The following is a 25197-nucleotide window of genomic DNA, read 5'->3' on the forward strand; positions in this document are numbered from 1 at the left end:
CTCCCCACACTCCCCCATCTTTTGCTAGTTATTTGCTACTTGCTGGAGTCGGTTGCGGAGGGCTGGGAAGAGATGTTTTATCGCTACTAGCTGCGGGTTGTTTCCACTCTGATAAATCGCGATTTACTGCATTTTCAAAATCTGTGGATACCAACAGAACATCTATATTACCATCGGGTTTTACCGTTGGGTCAGCTTGCACGTATAAGAAACGGCGATTAAAGTCAGGCTTACCTAACAATAATTGATGGCTTTTTTGATTTTTCAAGCTGATATTGATAGTAGCTTGGGGTTTATCTAAACCGAAATCGCCTTTTTGACTAGCTGGGATGGATAAAGTGCGATCGCTCTTACCCTTGACTAACAAATCCATCAAATAAGAAACAATAGCATCATTCGCTGGCTCTGACACCGGGGATTTCAGCAACCACTTAGGTTGGCTTTCTTGGGGGTTCCGTTCCAGAGTTAAGGCATTCTTTTGCGTCGTAATTGACAAAGACTGCACATCATCTGCCGTAAAAGAGAAAACTTGCTGCTGTTTCTCCTTAACTTCTTCTCGCTGAGTTCCCCCACGTATTTCATAGAAATACACAAAACCGCCCAAACCCAGCGCTAGCAATAGCAAAATTAAAGTCGTTCGCGAAAATTTCATTTTTGGTCAATAGTCAACAGTCAATTAATTATTTCTCCCCACACTCCCCACACTCCCCACACTCCCTCATCCCTCTTCCTACCGTCTTTTCCACCAAATCAAAGATGCTCCAACTAGACCAATCAAGGGTAGAAGTAACAGAGAGGATAATGTTAAAAGACCGGCTTGGGCGGTTGAGATTTCAAGGCGACGGTTTTTCGCTTCTTTGGGGCGAATTGATAGGGATTGTTGATCCTGTTGACTTAGCCAAGTGACTGAGTTGAGGAATACATCGCCATTTAGTTGTCGTTCAAACAAGCCATCGGTGGCAAAATCTGAATTGCCGATGACGACTAACCTTGATTCAGTCGGAGTTTTTTCATCTGGCTTGTTGGTTGGGAGTGGGGAAATAGTAGGACTTGGTAAAGGATTAGGCGTTGGGCTGGCTTGGCTGGCGGTAGTTGGTGATGGTAGCGCAGAAGGGGTAGGCGAAGGGCTGGTATTTGGTTTTCCTTGACCTCTGGCAATAGGTGAAGGTGTAGCTTGACCTTGAGTTGTTGGTGATGGTAGTGGTGAAGGCGTGGGGCTAGGCTGAGTTGTTGATGCTGCTGGTAGTTTTTTCTTTAAAGCCACACCCAAAGTTAGCGGGCCTTTCAGGTCTTTGTCAGCATTAAACTCTAGTTTTTCGCTTTGCAGGTCGCTTTCTGCCCAGCTGTTAGGATAAGGTTTGGTGCGCAACAGAGGAGTAGACTCCACACCAGCGACCGGAGTAGTTTCTACAGGACGTGCAAATCGATAATAAGAACTGCCGTTGCCGAAATCTTTGGTAATTGGATGTTGTCCGTACTCGGTGATAATTGGAACTGCTGGCCCAAATCTGGCAGCACTCCCAGAAACATCAACAGCTAAACGATTATCCAGGCGAACACCCCAATCTTTGAGTAAGTTGTCGAGTTTGGGGTCGCTACCAGGGTCAATCATCAGCAATAAGTTACCGCCACGATTGAGGTAATCGCTTAAAGCTTTCACTTCACCCTCAAACAATTCTCGTTTTGGGCCTGCTACTACCACCGCCGCCGCATCATCGGGAACTTTGGACTTTTCTATTAAATTCAGTGGTGAGGTTGTGAAATTCTTATCAGTTAATCCCTGAACTGCTTGAGACATTCCACCTTCAGCTGCTGTTAGTGGATGTTCGCCGTGTCCTTGGAGAAAGTAAACTTTAGCTGAGTTAGCAGTGGTAATTTGTTGCAGCCGACTTGTTAACCGCACTTCTGACAGCCGTTCATTTTGATTCACCACCTGCACTAACTGTCTTTTATCTTGAGATTCTAGATAAACTTCTCCGTAATCTTTCACGCCAAACTTTTCTGCCAATCCCGGTCTAGCTTGCGGATCGACATACTCAAATTGAAACTTTGAGCTTTGCCTGCGATAATTGTCTAGCAAATCTCGGTCTTGCGGATTCTGATTGACATCAAAAATCCAGACTGTAACTGGTTGTGCTAAATTCTGTACTAATTCCCGCGACTGGGGAGCCAGGGTAAATAACTGCGTTTCTGTTAAATCTGCTCGATAGTGGTAGCGAGTACCCAAAAAGTTTATTAACCCTAAAATTGCTAGTACTGCTATAGTCGCCACCAAAGCGTTAGTTCCCGCTTGGGTTGAACGTCGCCGCCACCATTGACTTTCTTGGCTTTGCACGATCGCCCACAACCCAATGAGCACAATTCCAGTAAATAATAATGCTAAGGAAATTGGCCCCCAATTTGATGCCACTAACCCAGAAGTTAAGCCTGCAACTAATAGAAAAGGGCCAAACCAAAACAGATATTTCCAAAGTTTCTTTTTAGCAGCGATTTTCATTTTATTTGTTATTTGTTATTTGTCTTTGGTGATTTGGCCTGACTAAGTAGTTAAACGCAACTAAATCAAGACTTACGCAAAATCTTTCTCAAACTTTCATTTCTTTGTGCCTTTGTGCCTTAGTGGTAAAAAATCTTGAACCACAAAGACACGAAGACACAAAGGTTTTCATAGATTGCAAATGACTACTGCCTTTGAAAACGCAATGCATCAATTGATTGAGATGTGAGAAAGACACCCAAAAAAATGTAACTAATAAATAAAAGTATGGCGCTGGTATCAAAAATGCCTTGAATAAGAGTATTGAAATGCTTCAGCAAAGAAATATAGCTCAAAGCTTCACCAATTGGGCCAGGGACGATTTTAGCGATTAAATCAACGAATAACAGCATTAAAATGACTGCAAAGGTGAAGACCGCAGAGAGAATTGTACTGTCTGTTAACGATGAAATAAACATTCCCAAAGATAAAATTGCTGCTGCTAGTAAGATTAATCCAAAATGTCCTAACAAAAGAATTGTCGGTGCCATTGGGGGATTGGAGGTACTAATCACAAAAGCTTCAATTGCGATTAAGGGCACAATCATTGTGACAAAAAAAGTCAGTACCCCTAATAATTTACCGACAGCTACCGCCCAGTTTGTAATTGGTGACGTTGCTAACAGTTCTAAAGTGCCTCGCTTACGTTCTTCCGCATATAGTCCCATTGAAAGAATTGGCAGCACAAATAATAATAGCCACCCCATGCGGTCTAAAAATGCGCGAATAAATTCATAAGGAACATCGATTGGCGGTACTGGTACTTGTAGTTGTTGTCCTTGTAAATCTAAAGCGGCGATGGTTGGCAAAATTCCATCTGGCCCTAGCAAAATCATGACTAAGAACAACCCAGATAAAAACCAGAATATGCCAGCAATTACATAAGCCAACGGGGATACAAAGTAACTCTGCAATTCCCGGCGATAAATGGCGATAATATTACTCAGTACTATACCCATCTACGCGGCTTCTCCTTCTGATATTGCTGAGTCTTCTATCGACTCTAAATTCTTTTCTTCTGTCGTCAGTTGCAAGAACACATCTTCTAAGGTAGCGCTGACACGCCGCATTTCATGTAAAGCGAATCCCGCACGCACCACTGTTGTTACGATATCCTTTCCCGGTTCGGTTCCCGGTTGCGATATCACCCGCAAATAAGAACGGTTTGCTTGCGGTGGGTGATGACTTCCCACTGCCGGAATTGATTCTACCAGACTCACACCCGATATATTTTGCAGTACTTGTTTTGCCAGGGCGGCTTCTCCTTCAATCTCTATTTCATAACCAGAGCCACCTGTCAACTGTGTCATGAGATTTTCTGGTGTGTTGGTGGCAACTACCTTACCGCGATTGATAATCGCAACGCGGCTACAGGTCATGCTAACTTCTGGGAGAATATGGGTAGAAAGAATGATTGTATGGGTTCCAGCGAGACTTTTAATTAAATTTCGCACCTCAATGATTTGCCGGGGGTCAAGTCCTACCGTCGGTTCATCTAAGATAATTGCTGGTGGATCGTGGACGATCGCCTGCGCAATCCCTACCCTTTGACGATATCCTTTAGAAAGCTTGCGGATGATTACTTTGCGCTTATCATCTAAATTACAACGCCCGATCGCAGCTTGTACCTTATTATTGCGATCGCCTGCGGGTACGCCCTTAATTCTGGCGACAAAATGCAAAAATCCTTCCACCGTCATCTCTGGATATAACGGCGGTGTTTCCGGTAAATAACCAATGCGTTGCCGCACAGCCAAAGAATTATCGTGGACATCAAAGCCTGCAATCTTCGCCGTACCCTTGGTTGCCGGTAAATAACCGGCTAAAATCCGCATAGTAGTAGTTTTACCAGCGCCATTCGGCCCCAAAAAGCCTAAAATCTCCCCAGGTTCGACGCTAAAAGTCACATCAGAAATCGCTGGGGTAGAACCGTATATTTTACTCAGATGCTCAACTTCAATCATCGGTCTAAGGCGATCGCATTTTTAGAGAATACCCAATAATATTAGATCGCGATGTTTTGATTGCAAGCATTAAACCGGGAACAGGGGATGAGGTGGACAAGGGAGACAAGGGGGACAAGGGGGACAAGGGGGACAGGAAGGGAGAAATGACAAATGACAAATGAAGCGATATAGAAGGCAATAAATTTATGGCTCAAACCTTACGCAAAATAGTTACATTCGATGAATTCGTTGCCAAATACCCCGACACCTCTGGAAAACGTTATGAATTGCATAATGGAGTAGTTGTAGAGATGTCCCAGCCTACAGGTGAACACGAAGAAGTTATAGGTTTTTTGGCACTAAATATATCTATCGAACTTGGGCGACTAAAACTTCCCTACATCATTCCCAAAACAGCGTTGGTTAAACCATTAGAGAGCGAATCAGCTTACTCTCCAGATGTGCTGTTATTAAACCGCCCCAATTTAGTCAATGAACCACTCTGGAAAAAAGACTCTACTGTAAGCCTAGCCGAATCTATACCGTTGGTAATTGAAGTGGTTAGTACTAACTGGCGTGATGATTATCTGACAAAAGTGGCTGCTTATGAAACGGTGGGCATCGCCGAATACTGGATTGTAGATTATGCTGCTTTAGGCGGTAGGCGGTTTATTGGCAATCCCAAACAACCCACTATCTCGGTTTACTCCTTAGTCGAGGGGGAATACCAAATCCAGCAGTTCCGAAACAGCGATCGTATCATCTCACCCACCTTCCCGGAATTGAATTTAACCGCCGAACAGATTTTTCAAGCTGGAGGTGTGCAAATCTAGGAGGGCGAAACACCTAACAATCCGTCAATGATAAAAAATATGCTGTCCTTACTTCCGAGGTTGTTGTCGTTACTTCCGAGGTTTGTGTAGTTACTCCCGAAGTTGCTGTCGTTACTCCCGAAGTTGCTGTCGTTACTCCCGAAGTTGCTGTCGTTACTTCCGAGGTTTGTGTAGTTACTCCCGAAGTTGCTGTCCTTACTCCTGAAGTTGCTGTCCTTACTCCACGATTATTTTAAGCTAATCCTCTAGAGTAAAATATTTGATAAAAGCGATACAAGGTTGCGGCAGATGTTCAGGCGGCTTTGGCGATGGTTCAAAAGGTTGATTCAGCAATTATTGGGCAGAAAAAAGCCTATTTCTCCGTCATTAGCAGCGCAGGAAACCAGAGAAATACGCAGACAATGGACAGATGCGGAGTATAAATCGTTCTTTCTCCAGTTGTTAGCGGGAGTTAATGAGAAAGGCTGGAGTCGGGGACGGGTAAAAGGTTTTTTGGATGCAAACCGCATTAATCAGGCAAATTTGGTGGAGTGGTTGCGTGGTTTTGGTGAAAGGTTGCTAGCTTCAGCTACAGAGAATGATGAGTTAGCAACGCGGATGATGCGACTGGGTGAGTTGAGTGTTGGGGAAGTTAGTGATGTTGCTTATGATATCGGCAGGCGGTTGTTGAGGTGGGAGGAAGAAACGAACCGCCAAGACGCAGAGGACGCGGAGGAAGAAGCAGCGATAAATATTACAGATGATGCGCAAGCTTGGTTTAATCAAGGTAATGAGCAATTTATATCAGGGGATTTTGTAGGTGCGATCGCATCTTATGACAACGCCCTCAAATTCAAACCCGACTTCTACGAAGCTTGGATCAGCCGGGGTGTGGCGCTGGATAATTTAGGGCAATTTGAAAGTGCGATCGCATCTTATGACAACGCCCTTAAATTCAAACCCGACTACCACGAAGCTTGGTACAACCGGGGTGTGGCGCTGGGTAATTTAGGGCAATTTGAAAGTGCGATCGCATCTTATGACAACGCCCTCAAATTCAAACCCGACTTCTACAAAGCTTGGATCAACCGGGGTGTGGCGCTGGATAATTTAGGGCAATTTGAAAGTGCGATCGCATCTTATGACAACGCCCTCAAATTCAAACCCGACTTCTACAAAGCTTGGATCAACCGGGGTGTGGCGCTGGATAATTTAGGGCAATTTGAAAGTGCGATCGCATCTTATGACAACGCCCTCAAATTCAAACCCGACTTCTACGAAGCTTGGATCAACCGGGGTGTGGCGCTGGTTAATTTAGGGCAATTTGAAAGTGCGATCGCATCTTATGACAACGCCCTCAAATTCAAACCTGACTACCACGAAGCTTGGTACAACCGGGGTAATGCAGCAGGAAATTCGGTTAGTTGCGATCAATTGTTGGCTTTTTCTAGTACCATTGCTACACAAAATCCTCAGCTTAACCAGCGTGGCTATGAGGGAAGAGTGGCTAGCTATGAAGAAGGTTTGAAGTATTGCCAACAAAATACTCACCCAGAAGGTTGGGGTATATTGCATCAAGCAATAGGTAATGCTCACTATTTCCGAGGGCGAGGAGATTCTCACCCCCGCAGTTATTGGTACAAAGCTGTTAAAAGCTACAATGAGGCACTAAAAACCCTGACAGCAGAAGATTTTCCTGAGTTGCATCTGGAAGTTTTGCGCTATTTAATTCGCGTCCAGTTGAATTTGGGGGAAAAGGCTAAAGCCGAAGAACTCCAGCGACGGGGTAAAGATGTTTTGCGGCGCTTGCTGGATGAGTGCAAAAGTCCTGCTAAGAAACAGCAGCTAGCTTTGAAGCTCGCAGGTTTTCAGCAGTTTACTGTTGATTTAGCAGTACAGTCAGGAGACTGGTGTGCTGCATTGGAATTAGCAGAACAGGGAAAAAATGCTTGCTTGTCTTGGCTGCTAGATGGGTGGAGTGATGAGTCTCCCAAATGGGTAGAGATGAAAGAATTACTCAATCCCAATACTGCCATAGTTTATTGGCATCTCAGTCCAGCAGCTTTACATACTTTCATCCTCAAGCACAACACCCCATCACCCCTTGTCTTGGGAGAAACGCTTCTGAATCCAACGCAACGCCTACGTGACTTTGAAAACTGGGTAAAAACTTGGAATGAAAAATACGCCGATTATCGCAAAGGTAAAGACAAGCAGAGTGCAGAAGCAGAAACTTGGCGCGACAAGTTACCCGCAATGCTTAACGAACTGGATAAGATTCTCGATATCAATGCTGTTGTCTCTCAAATCTCAGATATTACCCAGCTAATTCTCATTCCTCACCGCGACTTACACCGCTTTCCTCTCCATGCACTGTTTCCTCCTGAATTTACCATCAGCTATTTACCCAGCGCTCAAATTGGTATTAACTTGCAAAAACTAAGACAAACAAATTTAGGAACAATTCACGAACTACCTTTACTTAGCGTAGAATACCCCAACAGTAAAGATTTGCCCCAGCTACCTCATGCAGTTCTAGAATCTGCTGTCATTACCCAGTTATTTAACAATCCAAAAACGCAGGAAATTCCTGGAGAAGATGCCACAAATGCAACAGTTAAAACATCTCTAAAAGACGGTTATAACGTATTTCACTTTACAGGACACAGCACTTATAATTTCCATAATCCCAAAAAATCTGCTTTAGCTCTTAGCGGTGAAGAATTTCTCACCCTAGAGGAAATTTGTAATATTGAGAATCTCAGTAAATATCAACTAGTCAGCCTTTCATCTTGTGAAACTGCAATTACTGGCAATCAAACAATCACTGCCGAATATGCAGGTTTAGTCAGTGCTTTTCTGTCTCAAGGTGTGACAGATGTGGTTAGCAGCTTGTGGAGTTTAACTGATGAGGCGAGTAGTTTTTTGATGATTTACTTTTACTGGCAAATCAAAAAAGGTAAATCCCCAGTCGTCGCTCTCAATCAAGCAACCAAATGGTTACGTAATTTAACATTTAGGAAACTTGAAAGTATTTATCGAGTAATCTTTGCAAAGCTGCCATCAGATGAAACTGTTATCCGCCCTTTTATTAGAAGAAAGCTAAATCAAATGAATGTAATGGAGGTATCAAGTAAGAAACAAAAGCGTTTTGAACATCCATATTATTGGGCAGGTTTTATAAATACAGGCGGATTTAATTTATAAATTTAATCTTTAGGGTGGGCATTGCCCACCACAGCCCAGTTCGAGTTCTTGACATCTGCATAACTAAACATCTTAATTTATCGGCGTGCATCCGTGTAGCTCGGTGGTTATTTATTTTTACCCGTACAGTATTGCAGCATAATTTGCACAAGGTGAGCATTGTCCACCCAGCCCTTTCAACGCGAACAAATGAACTAGTAAGAGATAATTAATAAAAGCCTTACCCTGACTAATTTCTAAAGCATAAAGCCGTTTGCAGCAGACATGAAAGTGCATTGAATTATCCTCCAGGCGATTTAAGTCAAAACCAGAAATATTAGCTTTTGTTTTGAGTATTCTGATGGGTATCTAAAAGTCGCGCAGTAGAAACGTGACGATGTTTGCTGTCAACTATTAAAGGTTCTCGCTTTTTCTTTACCCCTCGAATCGCCTTGAGGAAACATTTAAGTTCGACTCTGGCTGCTAAATCTTGCAAAACCAACACCATTTGCTCAAGAGAAAAGGTCTCAAATGCTTGCCAATGGACGGCTGGAATTGCAATCATCATTCCCCGGTAAGTGCCAGTAATTTCATCAACTAAATAGAAATCTGACAAGCTAGCATCAATTTTACCGACTCCATGTACAGATCCTAAGGCAGCTTTGAGAGTAGCAAGAATGTTGTATGTTGTTAATGCCATCGAAAATGAAAATAAAGCTGCTTTGGGATAGGCTAAGGTTTGAATTTCGCCGTGAAAATTCTCAGTTACAGTTTGAAAAAGAGTCTCCAGGCTCCAGCGATTACGATACAATTCAGCAATTTTTGCAGCATCCGCATCATGAGAGGGTAAATTGGTCAAAATGGCGATTTCCCATTCCTTGTCTCGGGTTGGTTTGAACAATTTCAGCAAAATCCGGCGAGATTTCAGCAAATTACCGTCGTAATTAATTTCGATTTCCTGCTCAAATAGATTGCCTGTATCTGTGTGACCTACAGCTTTTAATTGCGAGAGTTGTTGATAACCTAACGACCCATGTTGACGAACCACAAAAAAAGCTTGTTGGTTTGCAATCCTAAACAGAAACTTGGCTGTACAAAAATTTCGGTCTCCATTCCAAACTTCATTTGCTTTGACACTCAAAAGTACATCATCAAATAAACTACGCTCTTGGGCATGAGCATCAACACAGGGAAAAATATCTATTACTAGCTTTGACAGTGGATCTGACACAACTATCGCTTTCCCTGGTAGAGCCTTAGCTGCAAATAACCGAATTGCATCTAGTCGATGGTCTGTGGCACCTAGACAAGTCCCATCAACAATTCTGTGTTGATATCCCGGTAGTGGATTTGGCTGTTCTCCTGCCATTTTTTGAATGAGCAACTGCAATTGGCTTGCTGTTTGTCTAACTAACGCCTGACTCACGCCCAGTTCCACGCCAGAGAGCTTTTTATATAGTGCAGTACTACTCACTATTAAGTTCGCAGCTCTTGCTTTGTAGGCTGCATGAACCGATTTCTGAATTCCACACACTACCAAACTCATTAAATCAACTTGGCTGGAAAACAATAAGTCTTGCTGGTATTGGACTTTTGCATGGGTTTCAAATAATTTATCCATGATTTCTGGGGCGAATACTCGCTCCATTAATCCTCGTGCCATCACACTTATTGGACTTTCTTGCACAAATTGTTCAAAGATGGCGGATAGCATTTTGATGCCCAAAACAGTTGAATATGTTGAGGATACATCGAAGTCGTACCTCACATTCCTTACTGGGGTTGGGTTTCAGATATTCATGAAGTAGTTCATTTGTTCGCGTTGAAAGGGCTGGAACCTCTACCCCTACCAGAAGAACCAACTAAAGAATTGACTAACGCAGCAATTAACGCTTTTAGTAACGATGATTCGGTAGCTGCTGCTAAGAAAGCTGTCACACCCAATATCTTACAAAAGCTGCGGAACTTTATTATCGGCAAAACAGCAAATGGCTGACACTATTATTTATCCTAGTATTGATTTGTTCCTTTATGACATCAGAGAAGGTTTAGGGGAAGATGAGCAAAAAATTATTAGGAATTGCCTAGATTTTGCACGCAAAGTATATGGCGGTATAGATGCAACTAGCTTGCAAGAAAAGCATAGAGAATTTCTCAAGTATAAAGATAGTCGAGCAGATGTAGTTGAGTTACTGGGAAAAGCCAGAACTAGAAATTTTAAAGAATTTTCCACAGCGTTAGATGGTTATTACTATCCTTTGCAACTAGATGATACCTACGGATTGCAAGTTAACTTTTCTGGCAAATTAGATGCTAATGGTAAGCCAAATGATACTGCACAAGATATCGACAGCGAACCGTTTAACAAACTCAAACAAGAAATTACTAATCGCCTATCTCAACAAACAGGTACAATTGGTCAAACTTGGTTGCTTTGGGGCAAGCTAACAAGTACTAAAACCAATGCGGAAATAGAGGATATAGCCAAAAAATGCTACACTCAAGTTGTTAGCAATTACACTTGGCAGCGAGATTTTATTGGTAAGGGGAAGCTAGCAGAGGGAACAATTTTTGAGTTGTGGTATTGTCCCCAAAATGTAGCGGGTGAAGGTAAAGAATTCTGGGATAAATTTAGAGAATCAAGCCATCATCTCTTAATCTGGTTGTTTCCCGAACATATTACGCCAGATGAAATGAGAGAAAAGGTAAGAAATATTTATTACGATTTTATGCGGTTATGGCAATATCGCCATAAGGTAGTTTGGTCGTATTATCAAAGTCGCTATCAAAAACATATCCTCAAAAGAGAATATGTAGAAATTCAACCATCTATTAGACAGACAACTGAATTACCAAGGCGGCTGCAAACTAACAGCTTAAAATTAAACCAGTTACAAAATACTCTCACAACTAACTTAATTAACCTGTCAGACTATTCTGTTGCTTTAAATTATCTCGAAAATCAAAGCCGCACAATTGAATTAAACCTCACAAATTATCGCTATCGTTTAGCTGATATCGAGGCGAAATATCCAGGTAGTGACTTAGAATTTCTCAAGAAATTCAGTAAGGACGAAGTTTATGCACCAAAATATCAAAGCCAAATAAAAGCAGATTTAGCCAACCTTAGTCCTGGCTTAACTATGTTGCAAAACCTCAACAGCACCATCCAGGGGATAATTGACCTAGAGCAAACCAAAAGCGATCGCACTCTCAACACTACAATAGCGATCGCAGGTATCGGGTTAGCAACTAGTCAAATCGCCTCTGCTGTTATCCTGGCAGAAATCCCGAAAAACAAAAACCCTCTTGCTTACCAAATCGAAGTCTTTAGTCTCAGTTTGGCAATAGGCTTGATTTTTGCCGTGCTAACATATATAGTTCTTCGCATCTTTCGCCGCTAAATTACTGAATGTACCAACGCGGTTCGTTTACCATGTCCCAACGCACAATCCAAAGCATATACACTGATGGCGCTTGTACGGGAAATCCTGGCCCTGGGGGTTGGGGTGTTGTCGTCTACTTTAGTGATGGCTCAGTTCACGAAATAGGCGGTGCATCTTCCCACACCACCAACAATAAAATGGAAATGCAAGCAGCGATCGCTGCTTTGCAATTTCTGCAAACTTCTGGACAAACTCAACCCATCACCCTTTATACCGATAGCGAATACCTAATCAACTCCGTTACCAAGTGGATCAAAGGTTGGAAAAAGAAAGGCTGGAAAAAAGCTGATGGTAAACCCGTGCAAAACCAAGACCTTTTAGAAACTTTGGACGAACTTAATAGCCATACAGTAAAGTGGGAGTATGTGCGGGGTCATTCTGGTAATGTAGGTAACGAGCGCTGCGATGTAATTGCTCGTACTTTTGCTAGTGGCAAAGTTCCATCTCTAAAGCAATCTTCCCTGACAGATGCTCATCAATCTTTACCACAATTTAATCAATCAAATGTAGCAGAAGTAACTGAATATCCGGCAACCTCTACAATAATTGACACAAATACACAAAAAATCAGTATTGCATCACATCTAAATACTATGGAGCCAACTATTACAAACTCTGCTACCTCAACTGATAATAAGCCACCGGAAATGAGAGTGGCACAACTACGCGGTTTAGTCGAGACTCTACGTATTGCTGACGAAATCGCCACCAAAGGCTACTTAATCACTAGTTCGGAACTCGCCGACCTCATGGATGTTCACGCTAGCGCCGTCACCAGTCGCGGCGACCAATGGCGCTGGCGCAACTGGATTGTCTCGCGAGTACGACGCGAAGGTAATCAAATTCTCTGGGAACTGGAACGAGGCGATCGCGTTGGAGGGGAGGACGAGTAATTGGGCTGACGCGACGCGGGAGGGAGTGTGGGGAGAGAGGGGAGTGTGGGAAGTGTGGGGAGACAAATAACTATTGACCTTTGACTCTTGCCCAATACCCAATGCCCAATGACTATTGACTATACTTTCTCCCCCGCCATTCCTGTGGAGTACGGAAAGCAGATAGGAAAATTCGCAATACAGCTAGAGGATCGGCTAGAGGTGAAAGCCAGAACAACCACCCACCTTTAGCAGTTGTGCGGTCATAAGAAGGTGCGATCGCTAAGAGCATGGCAAAACGAATTACCAGTAAAAATGCGTTTAACCCTAACAAAAGTTGCAGGGGAAGCGGGGCAGGGGCAAGCTGAGGCGCAAATAATAAATAACCCAGTACAATTGGCAGGGGTAGACCTTGCACGGCTGAGAGTAGCCATAAATCCCCCCAAATCTGAGCGCGCGGAGATGCATCTTTCAGGTCGAGGCTGCGTCCCCATTCTTTCCATGTCTCTATGGCTCCCTCATACATCCGTACCTTTAGCACCTTCGCCCCATCTAAAAAGCCTACCTTAAACCCTTGCGCTGCAATATACCGGGCTAAGGTGACATCATCACAAAAAGAACTACTGGCACTGGTATAACCATTCACAGCAGCTAAAACTGAACGACGGCATAAAAAGCACTGCCCATTAGCCATGACTCTTTCTGGCTGTTCTGTATTCACGCCCGCCGGATCGAATCGGTAAAGCAGAGTCATTAACAATGCTGGTTGTAGCCAACATTCGCCTGGATATTTGAGAATAAACTGCGGTGACAGTGATACCAAGTCATAACCTGCGGCTGCGGCTGTCTGCACCAAACTAGCCACCAAACCAGGATGAGGTATGGTATCGGCATCCATTCCTAAAAACCATTGGCTATCTGTAGCAGTCTGCAAAAAACCATTATGTAAAGCCCAAGGACGACCTACCCAACCTGATGGTAAAGGATCATCTGTAAATAAGCGAAACCGAGGATCTTGTTTTTGGGCTGCTTTGACTAATTCAGGCGTGCCATCCTGAGAGCGACTATCTACAACTATCGCTTCTCGAAGTTCGTAACTTTGCTGACTCAAGCCTGTTAAAAGTGGGCTAATCCGCAAAGCTTCATTGAGTGTTGGCACCACAACGCTGACACTACCTAAAATATCTGGCGTTGGTTGTTGAGGTTTAATCGGCGGATGGCGTCTTGGCCCCTTTACCAAGCGTGAAAGTAAAATCGCTGTTGCGGGTAATTGAAGTATTAGTAGTAAAACCGATAGCGTGCTAACTGATATCAAAGCATCATCCAGTGTAAAAATATTTTGTTATTAAATTGAGGATGGGGCATGGGGCAAACAAGGAGTGTGGGAAGTGTGGGAGGATGGGGAAGATGGGGGGGAAGCTCAGAAAGTGGTTCGTTTCTCTCTTCTGTTCTCTCTGCCCAAACTCCCCCGTCTCCCTTGTCCCCCGCATCCCTTATTCCCCAGTCCGTTACTTCAAAGCAACCTTGACCTTTGCTACGGAAATTTCCTGAGTTGCTTCCATAGCTACAGCTTGTCCATTTGTACCTTGCCACCAAAGTGCTACAGCCGGAGCTACACCTAGCACCAAACCTAGCAATACGGGGATGGAGAAGCCTGCGGCTAAACTCATCACAGTAGCGAAGCCAAAGTTGCTTAAATAAACTACTAAAGGTACATTGAGTTGCGATCGCTCTAATTTGATGGGGTTATTTCTCCACAGCAATGCTGCCACTGTCATAAAGACAGATCCAGTACCCATCCAGCCAGCAAAGTTTTGGTAAGGCATTCCAAAGAACGGGCCTGGTTGTTGCCAATACCAGAAGGGAAGGGAGGTTTGGCTCATTGCTGGATCGAGCACAAAATCCCAAGAAGTTAATAATAAAGCACCTAAGGCGATCGCACCGACATGACGTAACAAGCTGGGTTTTTTATCGACTTCTAAACCCACACGCGCCAACAGGTAAGAAACGCATCCTACATAAAACCAGGACAAGGGAATTGTGAACGGAACTAAACCTGCAATCTTATAGCCCAGTCCACTTAAGTAACTGTAGTGACCAAACGGAAAGCCAGTGCTGGTTCCCGATAATTCACTTCCTAAGGAAATAAATACTGATGGCAGCATAAACGCCAAAGCGCGACCCAATCCCAAAGTCCGGTAGGCATACAAAAATACAGCCACCGCACCCAAAATCATATAAACCACACCGCCTCCTGCCATACTCCACTGCATAGCGGTCTGTCCAACCTCGGTTAGGTTCATAATGATTTCAGCATTCGGTACGACTAGTAGTATGCCTACAAGTCCAAACACCATCGACACGATATGACCAATCAGGCATACGCGCTCAACAATAACAAGTTGTCTCATGATAATTCCTTAACAAGATGTGACACGCGGCTACTCGGCTGCTAACAGTTTACAAATGTTTAAGAAAAAATTTAACTGATTTGTCTGCGAATTTTCTGTAAACTTGTTTCGCTATTTTGACAAGAGCATAATCAACGATTGCTAGAAGCCAGAAAATATAAGATGATAAAGTTATAGTCTACGGCATTAGATTAAAAATCTATACCACTGACTTAATCTTTCCTTGACTCTGCGAGCAGTTCCGATCGATAGCTTAAGACAGTTCAGTCCTACCTCAAGGATTGGATTGAGGGGAAATATCCATGAGAAAATACGCCAACTCTCTGAAATAAAGCCTAAAATTACCCCAAGTCGTTGTGAAACAAAGGCTTGACTCGCTACTAAAAATTTAACCCATGTCGATTGTGCAACGAGTTCCTTGGGTTTCCCTTACACTTTTACTACTTAGCTACAGTACCTTAGGCTGGGTCATAGCCGAGACCAAAGCCTCTGTGTTTATCTGGACAGTAACCGTACTTGCTATTGTGCTGTTTGTAGGAAGTTTAACTGTCCCGTGGACTAGAGTGGCAGATGTTTCCAGTATCGTTTTTAAATCAAGCACCAGGACTTTCTTTTTCGCAGTTTTCGCTGCATTCTTGTTCTTTATCATGCTTGCCTGGTTTCGGATGTTTCTTGACACCTTGCTAATTGTGGCTGCGGCTATCTTGGCGAGAATAGACTTTCAAACAGCTGGGTTTAAGGAATGGCCAGCTTTTTGGATGACATCTATCCTTTCATTAGCAGGTTTAGCCTTGGGCGCAGGGCTGCAATTAGCATTATTTCACCACTTGTTTATCCGTTAAGCTGAGGATTTTTCGGCATTACAATCCTGACTGTAAGTGTAAATTTTTTAGGGTAGGCATTGCCTACCCTATTTTTCTAGCTAGCAGCAGATTCAGCAGCAGCTGGTGCGTAAACGCTAACTTTTTTACGGGTTTTGCCTTTTCTTTCAAAAGTTACAATGCCATCGATTAAGGCGAATAAAGTGTCATCACTACCAATGCCAACATTGTTACCTGGGTGAAATTTCGTACCGCGCTGACGCACGAGAATGTTTCCCGCCCGGACAACTTGACCGCCGTAGCGTTTTACACCTAAGCGTTGAGCATTAGAGTCACGACCGTTGCGTGTACTACCTGTTCCTTTCTTATGAGCCATAATTTCCTTTTGTCAGCTAACTTTTATTAATTATTCAGCAGCAGTTTCTTCCGAGGAAGCCTCAGCGGTTGTTGCTGCTTCCGTTACTAATGCAGCACCATTGAGGTTAATCGAGTTAATCATCAGTCTAGTGATTTCCTGGCGATGTCCGCGCTTTTTGCGGGTTTTCTTTTTCGGCTTCATTTTGTAGACCAGGACTTTACGACCTCTGAGGTGTCGTAGCACAGTCCCTTCTACAGTCGCCCCTTCCACTAGTGGCTGTCCAATGTTAACTTCGCCATCGTGCTGGATGAGTAATACCTTGTCTATTGTAACTTTCTCATCTGGTTGGGCAGTCAGTAGCTCAATATCGTAAAAGCGACCAGCCTCAACTTTTAGTTGTTTGCCGCCAGTTTCAATAATTGCGTAAGTCATGGAATTGTCCTTGAGGTTGCCGTACAGGTAGCTGGTTTGCTTCTCGTGTAGAAAAGCGGTTTAGCACTTTTGCCAGCTTTTGCGGTATGTCTACCTGATCCGAGCAGGAATTAGACAGACAATCTAAAATCATATTTTACTAATTGCTATGGAGTCAATACATCTTTCCGATTTTTGAGTAAAAGCCTTGAGTGTAAAGCCATTTGAGCGATCGCCTGTAGGTTAGCAAAAAAATAATCGGATTTTTGCAAAAAATTTTGGGTTAATTGGCGAAATTGAGATTTGTGCTGGTGTAGTTAGATGAGACACAGAACAGCACCGAAAAGTCTGAGCAGCAGATCCCGTTGCTCAGATTTTCTCTATTGTGCAATTAGTTGGTGTGCAATCAACAACAGAGAAGTTTTTTCCCAAAGGACGAAGAGGATTAAGACTCATAGCACTGCGATCGCGCATAAGCTAGGATGGCTATATTTTAATTACTAAGATGAAAAGAATAGAAGTTGAACAAAGAACTATTTTGCTTGGTTTAGCAGGTAGTCACGGCTATGGCTTAAATCGTCCCGATTCTGACTTAGATTATCGGGGTGTGTTTATTGCACCTAAAAGGTATTATTTAGGATTTGATAGCATAGAACAAAAAGAAAATGGCTGGGATGAGCCAGGAATTTTTCCTTTTTTAGATAACAATAAAGATACTGTTATCTACGAATTAAGAAAAATCCTGCATTTATTAGCTGGAGCTAATCCTAATGTTTTAGAATTGCTGTGGTTACAAAATTATCCCGTGCTAACTCCTGTTGGGCAGCATTTAATAAACCACAAAAGGTTATTTTTAACTAAGAAGGTAAAACATACTTACTCTGGTTATGCTTTTGCCCAAATTAAAAAGATGGAAACTCATCGTAAGTGGTTATTAAATCCACCGCAAAAGAAACCACTACCATCTGATTTTGGCATAGAAGACGAATTACCGCTAATTAAAGATGAGCTAAATGCTTTTCTGGAATATCTTTATCTCTTAATTCGAGGACGAATTGAATTTTTAGAAGAAGCTGAACAATTATATCAATTGCTGACAGCAGAAATTGATTTCAAAGGTGTACTAAAACAGTACACTTTACCAGACGAAACGCTGGAATATACACAAAAGCTAACTAATAGCCGTAAAGACTTTATTCGCCTGCTTCAGAAAAGTCAAAATTACCAAGTAGCTTTAAGAGAATGGAAAGCTTACTTATCATGGCAGGAAAATCGCAATCCAGCTAGGGCAGAAATGGAGAAAAAGTCTGGTTTTGACTTGAAGCATGGGATGCACTGCATTCGACTATTACGCAGCGGACTGGAAATTTTGCAACAAGGAGCAATTACAGTTGATAGAAGAATAGCTGGTGATGCAGAGGATTTAAAAGCTATTCTTCACGGTGCATATTCTTATGAACAGGTGATGAAAATGGCAGAGGAATTAGTTGCCAAAATGGAAACTGCTTACGAACAATCAACCCTCCCCCACAAACCCGACTTAGAGCAAATTAATGATTTGTCGATGGAACTAGTGGAGATGCAAGGATGGAGTTAAGAATTCAAAATTAATAACCCTTGACTTTGGATTCTTGACCAAATTAAAGAGTTTGCAACAAATCAGCAAAACCATAAAGGCTAATAAAGAGTAATATCAATGCTGTGAGTTGGGTAATTCGGGTTTGAGGAGAGGGAGCGATCGCTTCTCTCACTAAAATGGAAATAGATGCTCCCACTACTAAGCTCAAACCCAGTATCATATATGGTCTATCTGGTGACAGGGTAGCAATTCCTAGCATGGCGATCGCTACCGTTAACATTAATAACTCTACAAACCTAGGTGGGTTGTATTGGCTAGATAAAATAAAGCTATTTAACCAAAAATGCCAAAATCTCATAGCAAGTGTTGAGTTAAAAGTGCTGAGTTAAGAGTGAGAAGTGAGGAGTTATGAAGCTAGTTTGATACGAAATTCATAACTCATAACTAAAAATGCTTAACCCCTCGCTCCTAACTTTTGACCTGTACCGTTTTTCTGTGCAGTATCATCGGGTAGTTCTACACCAAAGACTCGCGCAAAAGCTTTTTCTACTTTGTAGCCAGAATCAATCGACTCTAAGGGGTCTTTCCGCAGTCTGTGACGCAGACATAAAGTAATTACACGACGGATATCGTCAACTGTGACTTCGGTACGTCCTTCTAAGGCGGTTAAGGCTTTGGCAGCGCGGTTGGTAACAATGTCACCTCGCAACCCATCCACATCCAATTCCGAGCAAATTTCCGAAATTTTCACCCGCAGCTCGTAATCGCTGGTGACATTTGGCAACAAGTTCTGCGCGTTAACGATTTGCTGTTGCTGTGCTTCTTGTTGTGGTTGGTACTTATCAACAAATGCCAGCGGATTTTGGTCAAATTCTGCCCTTTGCTCCACAATTTGCACCCGCAAGGCAGGTTCTTTTACCGTGTGAATTTCGGCGTGCATCCCAAAGCGGTCGAGAAGTTGGGGACGTAGTTCGCCTTCTTCCGGGTTTCCCGAACCAACAAGCACAAAACGCGCTGGGTGACGAATAGATATTCCTTCCCGTTCTACGGTGTTCCAACCACTGGCGGCGGAGTCAAGCAACACGTCTACGAGGTGGTCATCTAGTAAGTTGACTTCATCTACGTAGAGGATACCCCGGTTAGCTTTTGCTAATAGTCCCGGTTCAAAGGCTTTCACACCTTCAGATAAAGCTTTTTCGATGTCGATTGTGCCGCAAACTCGGTCTTCTGTCGCTCCTAAAGGCAGGTCTACCATCTGGACTTTTTTCAGAACTACAGGGATTTCTGCCCCTTGTTCTAACAGTTGGCGGACTTCATCACTCATCAAGTCGGGGTCGTTGGGGTCACTGTTGAAGGAGTCATTGGCAACCACGGGGATTTCTGGCAGCAGGTCGGCCAGGGCCCGGATAGTTGTGGATTTGCCGGTGCCGCGATCGCCCATAATCATTACACCACCAATTTTGGGGTCAATCACGTTCAACAGCAAGGCCAGTTTCATTTCTTCCTGACCCACAATTGCTGTAAACGGAAATACCACACGTCGCGTACTCGCTGTGGTTTGAGCAGTAGGACTCACTAAATTACCTTATCAAGATTTTTCTGATTACCGTTCTTTATTGTGCCATAGGTGGGGCTATAGAATGATTATGCATTCTTAGTCTTGATAATTATCCCGCTAATATCTAACTAAAGATGCTGGTAAAACAATAGACTAATCTCAAGCCCAGATGTTAAAAAACACCTTAAAAAAGGTGCTACAAAAATCTGATTAAGTGTGCTTTTTCAAACACTTTCCTAGGGATTGTAAGTAATAGTTCTAGGTTTACGAGCACCTGCAACTGCTCCTATTAGTGAAGCGGCTAAACCTAACAAAGAACCGAATACAAACCACCACAAGCCTCTAGAGGTAGCAGCAGCAATATCGCGAGCTTGTTGAGCAGAGACGTTTGGTATATTTTGCTGCACATTACCAATCGGTTGTTGTGTTTGGTTAAGAACTGCGGCTGCATTAGATGCTGCTACACCAAAAGCACCAGATACCCCACTTGCCAATAGCCAAGAGCTAAGTGCTAAAGTGGTTGCCCAAAGAATCGCGCCGTTAAGTAATGCTGTGTTGCGGTTCATGGGGCCACAAGCGCGCGCTGTCACCCAACCACCAGTAAACAAGGAAATTAACAAACCAATAGTTGACCAAAGACCTACGTTACTAGCAACATTAGGTGCGATCGTTCTGGGTGCGCCCGAACCTGCAACATTACCTGCACCAATTGCACCAAACAATGCACTTAAAATTAATTGCGTAACTAAAGCAACTAACACTCCAGAAACGATCGGGCCCCAACGCACTAGGTCGTGATATTCAGCAACTCGACCCGCTACCACAGGCTCAGGAGGAATAACTTGGTCTCCTACCCGATTTGTATATGACATAAACTATGTTCTCCTTTACTGCTTCAGCAAAATTTTTCCAGGTATACTTTTGCTTGTGATTTAAATTAAATTGCTAAATGTAATTTTTTCTATCTATCAGCAGAAGGAGTTACTTAATCTATCTTTAGTAGTAATAAATTATGTCTATTTCTTTTGTGTAAGACAGTTCAAGCATAATCTAAACAATAATTTTTATTTGAATTCTTACATGTGTTATGAAATATTAATACTCAATCGTAAATATATTATCGATTTTATTAAAGTCATTTAATTTTACTCTGTAAAAAAATATTATTAATTAACCAGATTCGGTTTTTGTTGAATAAATGACATCTACTTTAGAAAAACTATTGGCATTTATCTATTTAAATTCTATTCACATATAAATAATAGCTAAATTTATCAGTATAGAAAAACTAACGCATCTTTACAGCAGTACCTGTGGCAGTAATCAGTAATAGCACTCCTGATTGGTCAACATTGATTGTACCTGTATCAATTTCAATACCAATTACTGCATCTGCTCCTAAACGCTGTGCGCGTAACTCTAATTCTTGTAATGCTTTGCGTTGACCTTGCTCAAAAAGACGTTCGTAGCTACCAGTGCGTCCTCCAACAATATCGCGAATACTAGCCAAGAAATCTCGCAGGAAATTGCTGCCATAGACGACTTCCGCCGTCACAATACCTAAATATGACTGAATAACTGCGCCTTGAATCACATCAGTTGTAGTCAAAATCATAATTTACCCTCATACATAATCTGTAAGTTGATTAACTATAGTAATCCTAAATCATTAATGAGAAAATTTGCTGCTTTTTGCCTGTGCCTAAGATTAACCTTACAACATAAATTAGGAGTGTATAAATACGCTTGCAAGTGTTTGCATCAATTATGCTCAGGAGTAGAGAGCAGGACTTAAGGGAACATTTCTGAGTTAAGAGCGATCTGATCCAGTACGATCGCCAGATGAGGATAGATTTAGATCGCAAAAGCTCTTATAAATCGGATATAAGTATCTTGGATAGCAGGTTTCAATTATTCATCATCAAAAATCTATTGCCTGTTGATTATTGGCAGCTTCCAAGAGTAAGTTCACAACGCAAACAGGATTGCTATGTAAGGTATAAATTTAACCCAGTTATGCCAACAAAGCATTTTGTTTTCACTATACTGTGGAATATACGTTAATTCAGCTACCTCTTACTTTATGTTTCAGTGAAAACTCGGTTTTTTTCTCAATACTACTGACAGTGCTTATAAAAGATTATTAATATTTTATAAAAGTGCATAAATACAGTTTTCAAAAATCAACATTTCTGTTTTAATGTACAAGAAAAAAGTTCCCTCTAACCTCAGGATATTTACTGTGTACAAACGGATCTCATTTATAGTAAGCATTTTGTTATTAGGCAGTTTCGCTGCTACTATATCCCCAGCGGCTCAAGCTCAAGTTTTGTTAGCTCAAGCCAGGTCTCCAGAAATCAAGCAAATGCTAGAAGATGGACGGAGATTAGTAGATGCCGGTGATTATAATGGGGCAATCTCTGTTTATCAACAAGCAGCAAGCCTAGAACCTAAGAATGCCAAAATTCACTCTGGAATTGGCTACTTATATGCTCAACAAGGAAATTTTCAAGCAGCGCTAGCAGCTTATCGTCGTGCTCTTGCCATCAGTCCCAACAATGGCGATTTCTATTATGCTGTGGGCTACATCAAAGGTAATATGGGAGACACATCTGGGGCGAAAGAAGCTTACCGTCGTGCTATTCAACTCAACCGCAATAATGTTAATGCTTATTTGGGATTAGCTGTCACTCAGGCTCGTTTGGGAGACTACGAAGCAGCTAACTGGGCTTACGAACAAGCAATTAACCTCGATCGCAATAACGCTCAAACTTATGAGTTAATGGGTTCGATGTATAAGCAAAGACGACAAGCCAAGCAAGCCAGCAACTTGCTAAATAAAGCGCGTGACTTATACCAGCGACGCAATGACTTTGATGGCGTCGCCAGAGTAGAAGCATTATTACGGGAATTAGGAGGATGAGGTTAATCTAACTGGCGTCCCGTTAGTTCTACAAAAATATCTTCTAGGTTAGAGGGACGCACCATCATCCCAGTTTTATTAGGCTGTTGTTCCAGATAGATATTAGCTGCTTCTAGAGTCGGAAAAAATAGATATTCCCAGCGCCGCGCCCCATCATTTTGCACTTGAGTAGCATCTAACTGCTTCATTACCAAACCTTCGCCATGAGCAGAACGCAATTGTTGCAAAGTTCCTAAAGAAATTAACTTACCACTATCCATAATTCCAATACGTCCAGGCTTGAGCGAACCAAAAGTATCACACAAATATTCCACCTCATCCATATAGTGGGTTGTCAGTAGTATTGTCATCCCCTGCTTATTCAAATCTCGGATAATTTCCCAAAGCCGTCGCCTGGTTTGGGGATCTAGTCCTACCGTCGGTTCGTCTAAAAACAAAATTTTTGGTTGATGCAATAAAGCTCTAGCTATTTGCAACCGTCGCTTCATTCCGCCAGACAGGGTTTTGACCAGATCGTTGCGTCTATCTGTGAGTTCGACATAATCTAACCATTGGTTAATTCTGAGTTGTCGCTGTGGGTTGGCAATGTGATGTAGCCTTCCATGCAGTTCCATATTTTCCCAGATTGTTAAATCGCCATCCACACTAACTTGCTGTAACACTACACCAATTGACTGTTTAGCTAGCATCGATTGACTGACTACATCATACCCTCCTACCTCCAGTCTTCCTTGGGATGGTTTTGTCAATGTAGTCAGCATCCGAATTGTTGTGGATTTACCTGCACCGTTGGGGCCAAGCAGCGCAAATATTTCTCCTGTTTCAATTGTGAATGACAGATCGTTAACAACAGGGCGTTTGTCGTAATATTTGTAGACGTTTTCTAACAAGACAGCAGCAGTCATGGCGGATCGATCGCTTATACTACTCGATCTAGGTTCAATATGCGATCGCTCTCTTGTCAAGAGGTATATTTAATAAGCAATGCCCACCGTTACTAGATTGACTTAGCATGGTGGGCACATATTATGAAATTGTCAGGTAGTTAAATTACTACAAAATTCAGATGCCAGACTTCAAGCAGGGACAGTCTTCAAAAAATCATCTCCAGGAATAACTGTAGTGTAGAAGACGTAGTCATTATTAGCTAGATAGCGGCGGTCTTGTTTAATAATTGCCATAAATTCTCGATGTCCATCTCGCCTACGCCCCACTAAACAACCAGCGCTAGCATTCTTGATATCATTGACTGGAGCATCATAACCCCAGTGTTGATTAACTTGGAAAAGCCCCGTATCAAGTTTGTCGTTAGTGCGTTGAAAATCTTTGTTGAAATCTCGGTGAACAGTAATTGGCGCAACTTGGATTAACGCTTCGTGGCGGTCTGCATTTCCATGATAGCCAACAGCCCAAGCTTTGTATTGCCCAAACTTAATTCTGGCTGCTCCTCCAGGATTCATCGGGTTGTAAGTATAATAGCTACCTGGTTCTGTAGTAGCTTGCCAGTGGTTCACAATTTTGGGAACACCTTCTACTATTTCAATGACAATGCGACGGTCATTAAATTGATTAGGTGTATCGCTATTGAGAGTCCAATCTTCATTCATTCCCTCTATATAAACAATGTTGTATTGTCTAGCTCCCGTGAATACCTGATAATCTTTTGCCTGCAAATATTTCACAATTCTGCTAGCAATGCTATTGCTGAGTTTTAAAGGTGGTTCAGGTAGTTCATCTGGTTTAGTTTCAATTAAATTTTTGGCTGTGACTGCTCCTAAATAATCTTTTTCTCCTGATTTAGTTAATTCTTGAAACTTTCTCAAAGCTGCTGCTGAAACTGGCCCAAACTTGCCATCTGCTGGAGGATCTAATAGCCCCAAACCAATTAAAAGTACTTGAATCTGACGAGTTAGTTCTGTGTCTTGGCCAATCGCCTCAAAGTTCCATTTTTCTTGTTTACCTAAGAAATCTTGTAGTTTCATCTTGTAGTTGCCTCCATTTAACTATTTAGTAGGTAGGTACAAACATGGTTGTGTAGATTGATTCTGTTTGAGAACATACCCTTGGATACAAATTCTCGTCATAATTATTACTTATCATATACAATCTTAGTATATATAAGTACATATTTAATCCAGAAAAAGCACTTATATAGTGTATTAGAAGAATGTTATTATGTACAATATTTCAGTAGTTACGTAATGTAAATTCAAGTATCGCTATAAAACTAAGTAATAGCTAAAGTCTAGTAATGCCAAAAAAACTAATTATTGTACAAATAAATTTACATTATTTGAGATTGAGCCAAACTCTTAAAGATCGTAGCATTAGCAACTGA

General features: G+C 42.2%; 24 protein-coding genes. 8 read left to right on the top strand and 16 right to left on the bottom strand.

What is annotated here, in order from left to right; genetic code table 11:
* Positions 1-28 precede the first annotated feature (28 nt).
* From AACU33_RS26510 to AACU33_RS26525, 4 genes are all read right to left on the bottom strand, one after another.
* The gene (locus AACU33_RS26510) at positions 29-652 is read right to left on the bottom strand and encodes a DUF4340 domain-containing protein (RefSeq protein ID WP_096592294.1); all 624 of its coding nucleotides are present in this window, start codon (positions 650-652) and stop codon (positions 29-31) included.
* 78 nt (positions 653-730) lie between these two features.
* Positions 731-2497, bottom strand: a complete 1767-nt coding sequence (locus tag AACU33_RS26515; protein WP_096592297.1) for a GldG family protein — start codon at positions 2495-2497, stop codon at positions 731-733.
* Positions 2498-2682: 185 nt separating this feature from the next.
* Entirely contained in the window at positions 2683-3495 is an 813-nt protein-coding gene (locus tag AACU33_RS26520; RefSeq protein ID WP_096592299.1) for an ABC transporter permease, read from the bottom strand.
* Positions 3496-4500, bottom strand: coding sequence for an ABC transporter ATP-binding protein (locus tag AACU33_RS26525; protein ID WP_096592302.1), 1005 nt, complete (start codon positions 4498-4500; stop codon positions 3496-3498).
* A gap of 188 nt (positions 4501-4688) precedes the next feature.
* On the opposite strand from AACU33_RS26525, the gene AACU33_RS26530 reads away from it, so the two are divergent.
* Both AACU33_RS26530 and AACU33_RS26535 read left to right on the top strand, forming a co-directional pair.
* The gene (locus tag AACU33_RS26530) at positions 4689-5315 is read left to right on the top strand and encodes a Uma2 family endonuclease (protein WP_096592304.1); all 627 of its coding nucleotides are present in this window, start codon (positions 4689-4691) and stop codon (positions 5313-5315) included.
* 288 nt (positions 5316-5603) lie between these two features.
* Positions 5604-8501, top strand: coding sequence for a CHAT domain-containing protein (locus tag AACU33_RS26535; protein WP_096592307.1), 2898 nt, complete (start codon positions 5604-5606; stop codon positions 8499-8501).
* A gap of 316 nt (positions 8502-8817) precedes the next feature.
* Here AACU33_RS26535 and AACU33_RS26540 read toward each other — a convergent pair whose 3' ends face one another.
* A complete protein-coding gene (locus tag AACU33_RS26540) occupies positions 8818-10194 on the bottom strand; it encodes a transposase (RefSeq protein ID WP_096587106.1) in 1377 nt (458 codons plus the stop codon).
* Positions 10195-10293: 99 nt separating this feature from the next.
* Here AACU33_RS26540 and AACU33_RS26545 point away from each other — a divergent pair, with 99 nt between their 5' ends.
* The 3 genes from AACU33_RS26545 to rnhA are packed head-to-tail and all read left to right on the top strand — an operon-like array spanning position 10294 to position 12819.
* Entirely contained in the window at positions 10294-10476 is a 183-nt protein-coding gene (locus AACU33_RS26545; RefSeq protein WP_339376307.1) for a hypothetical protein, read from the top strand.
* Entirely contained in the window at positions 10469-11884 is a 1416-nt protein-coding gene (locus tag AACU33_RS26550) for a hypothetical protein (protein ID WP_096592309.1), read from the top strand. The genes AACU33_RS26545 and AACU33_RS26550 overlap by 8 nt, the downstream gene beginning before the upstream one ends.
* Before the next feature lie 32 nt (positions 11885-11916).
* Positions 11917-12819, top strand: coding sequence for a ribonuclease HI (gene rnhA, locus AACU33_RS26555; RefSeq protein ID WP_096595396.1), 903 nt, complete (start codon positions 11917-11919; stop codon positions 12817-12819).
* Positions 12820-12931: 112 nt separating this feature from the next.
* Here the strand turns inward: rnhA and cruG are convergent, their stop codons facing one another.
* Positions 12932-14125: a 2'-O-glycosyltransferase CruG gene (gene cruG / locus AACU33_RS26560; protein WP_096592312.1), complete on the bottom strand. Its 1194-nt coding sequence runs from the start codon at positions 14123-14125 to the stop codon at positions 12932-12934.
* Positions 14126-14306: 181 nt separating this feature from the next.
* Complete coding sequence (gene cruF, locus AACU33_RS26565; protein WP_096592314.1) at positions 14307-15209, bottom strand: gamma-carotene 1'-hydroxylase CruF; 903 nt, start codon at positions 15207-15209, stop codon at positions 14307-14309.
* A gap of 395 nt (positions 15210-15604) precedes the next feature.
* Between cruF and AACU33_RS26570 the strand changes: the two genes are divergently transcribed.
* Positions 15605-16051, top strand: a complete 447-nt coding sequence (locus AACU33_RS26570; protein ID WP_096592317.1) for a hypothetical protein — start codon at positions 15605-15607, stop codon at positions 16049-16051.
* Between the two features lie 76 nt (positions 16052-16127).
* Here AACU33_RS26570 and rpmA read toward each other — a convergent pair whose 3' ends face one another.
* From rpmA to AACU33_RS26585, 3 genes are read right to left on the bottom strand one after another with little or no spacing between them, the layout of a single operon-like run.
* Positions 16128-16406, bottom strand: coding sequence for a 50S ribosomal protein L27 (gene rpmA / locus AACU33_RS26575; protein ID WP_096592319.1), 279 nt, complete (start codon positions 16404-16406; stop codon positions 16128-16130).
* Between the two features lie 30 nt (positions 16407-16436).
* Positions 16437-16820, bottom strand: a complete 384-nt coding sequence (gene rplU / locus AACU33_RS26580; RefSeq protein WP_096592322.1) for a 50S ribosomal protein L21 — start codon at positions 16818-16820, stop codon at positions 16437-16439.
* Entirely contained in the window at positions 16801-16953 is a 153-nt protein-coding gene (locus tag AACU33_RS26585) for a hypothetical protein (RefSeq protein WP_339376308.1), read from the bottom strand. The genes rplU and AACU33_RS26585 overlap by 20 nt, the downstream gene beginning before the upstream one ends.
* A gap of 351 nt (positions 16954-17304) precedes the next feature.
* Between AACU33_RS26585 and AACU33_RS26590 the strand changes: the two genes are divergently transcribed.
* Positions 17305-18396, top strand: coding sequence for a nucleotidyltransferase domain-containing protein (locus tag AACU33_RS26590; protein ID WP_096592324.1), 1092 nt, complete (start codon positions 17305-17307; stop codon positions 18394-18396).
* A gap of 43 nt (positions 18397-18439) precedes the next feature.
* On the opposite strand, the gene AACU33_RS26595 is transcribed toward AACU33_RS26590, so the two are convergent.
* The 4 genes from AACU33_RS26595 to AACU33_RS26610 form a co-directional block, all read right to left on the bottom strand.
* Positions 18440-18736 carry a hypothetical protein gene (locus AACU33_RS26595; protein WP_096592327.1) on the bottom strand — a complete coding sequence of 99 codons (297 nt, stop codon included), beginning with the start codon at positions 18734-18736 and terminating at the stop codon, positions 18440-18442.
* A gap of 96 nt (positions 18737-18832) precedes the next feature.
* On the bottom strand, positions 18833-19954 hold the full coding sequence (gene bchI / locus AACU33_RS26600; protein WP_096592330.1) for a magnesium chelatase ATPase subunit I: 1122 nt from the start codon (positions 19952-19954) through the stop codon (positions 18833-18835).
* A 218-nt stretch (positions 19955-20172) separates the two neighbouring features.
* On the bottom strand, positions 20173-20808 hold the full coding sequence (locus AACU33_RS26605; protein ID WP_096592332.1) for a hypothetical protein: 636 nt from the start codon (positions 20806-20808) through the stop codon (positions 20173-20175).
* A gap of 416 nt (positions 20809-21224) precedes the next feature.
* Positions 21225-21551 (bottom strand): YbjQ family protein, encoded by a 327-nt coding sequence (locus tag AACU33_RS26610; RefSeq protein ID WP_086686669.1) that lies wholly within the window; start codon positions 21549-21551, stop codon positions 21225-21227.
* A 627-nt stretch (positions 21552-22178) separates the two neighbouring features.
* Here AACU33_RS26610 and AACU33_RS26615 point away from each other — a divergent pair.
* On the top strand, positions 22179-22859 hold the full coding sequence (locus tag AACU33_RS26615; RefSeq protein WP_096592334.1) for a tetratricopeptide repeat protein: 681 nt from the start codon (positions 22179-22181) through the stop codon (positions 22857-22859).
* Positions 22860-22861: 2 nt separating this feature from the next.
* On the opposite strand, the gene AACU33_RS26620 is transcribed toward AACU33_RS26615, so the two are convergent.
* Entirely contained in the window at positions 22862-23764 is a 903-nt protein-coding gene (locus AACU33_RS26620; RefSeq protein WP_096592336.1) for an ABC transporter ATP-binding protein, read from the bottom strand.
* A gap of 171 nt (positions 23765-23935) precedes the next feature.
* Positions 23936-24841, bottom strand: a complete 906-nt coding sequence (locus tag AACU33_RS26625) for a peptidoglycan-binding domain-containing protein (RefSeq protein ID WP_096592339.1) — start codon at positions 24839-24841, stop codon at positions 23936-23938.
* Positions 24842-25197: the final 356 nt, after the last annotated feature.

Origin of the sequence: Calothrix sp. NIES-2098 (assembly GCF_963875125.1) — a bacterium.
GTDB lineage: Bacteria > Cyanobacteriota > Cyanobacteriia > Cyanobacteriales > Nostocaceae > Aulosira.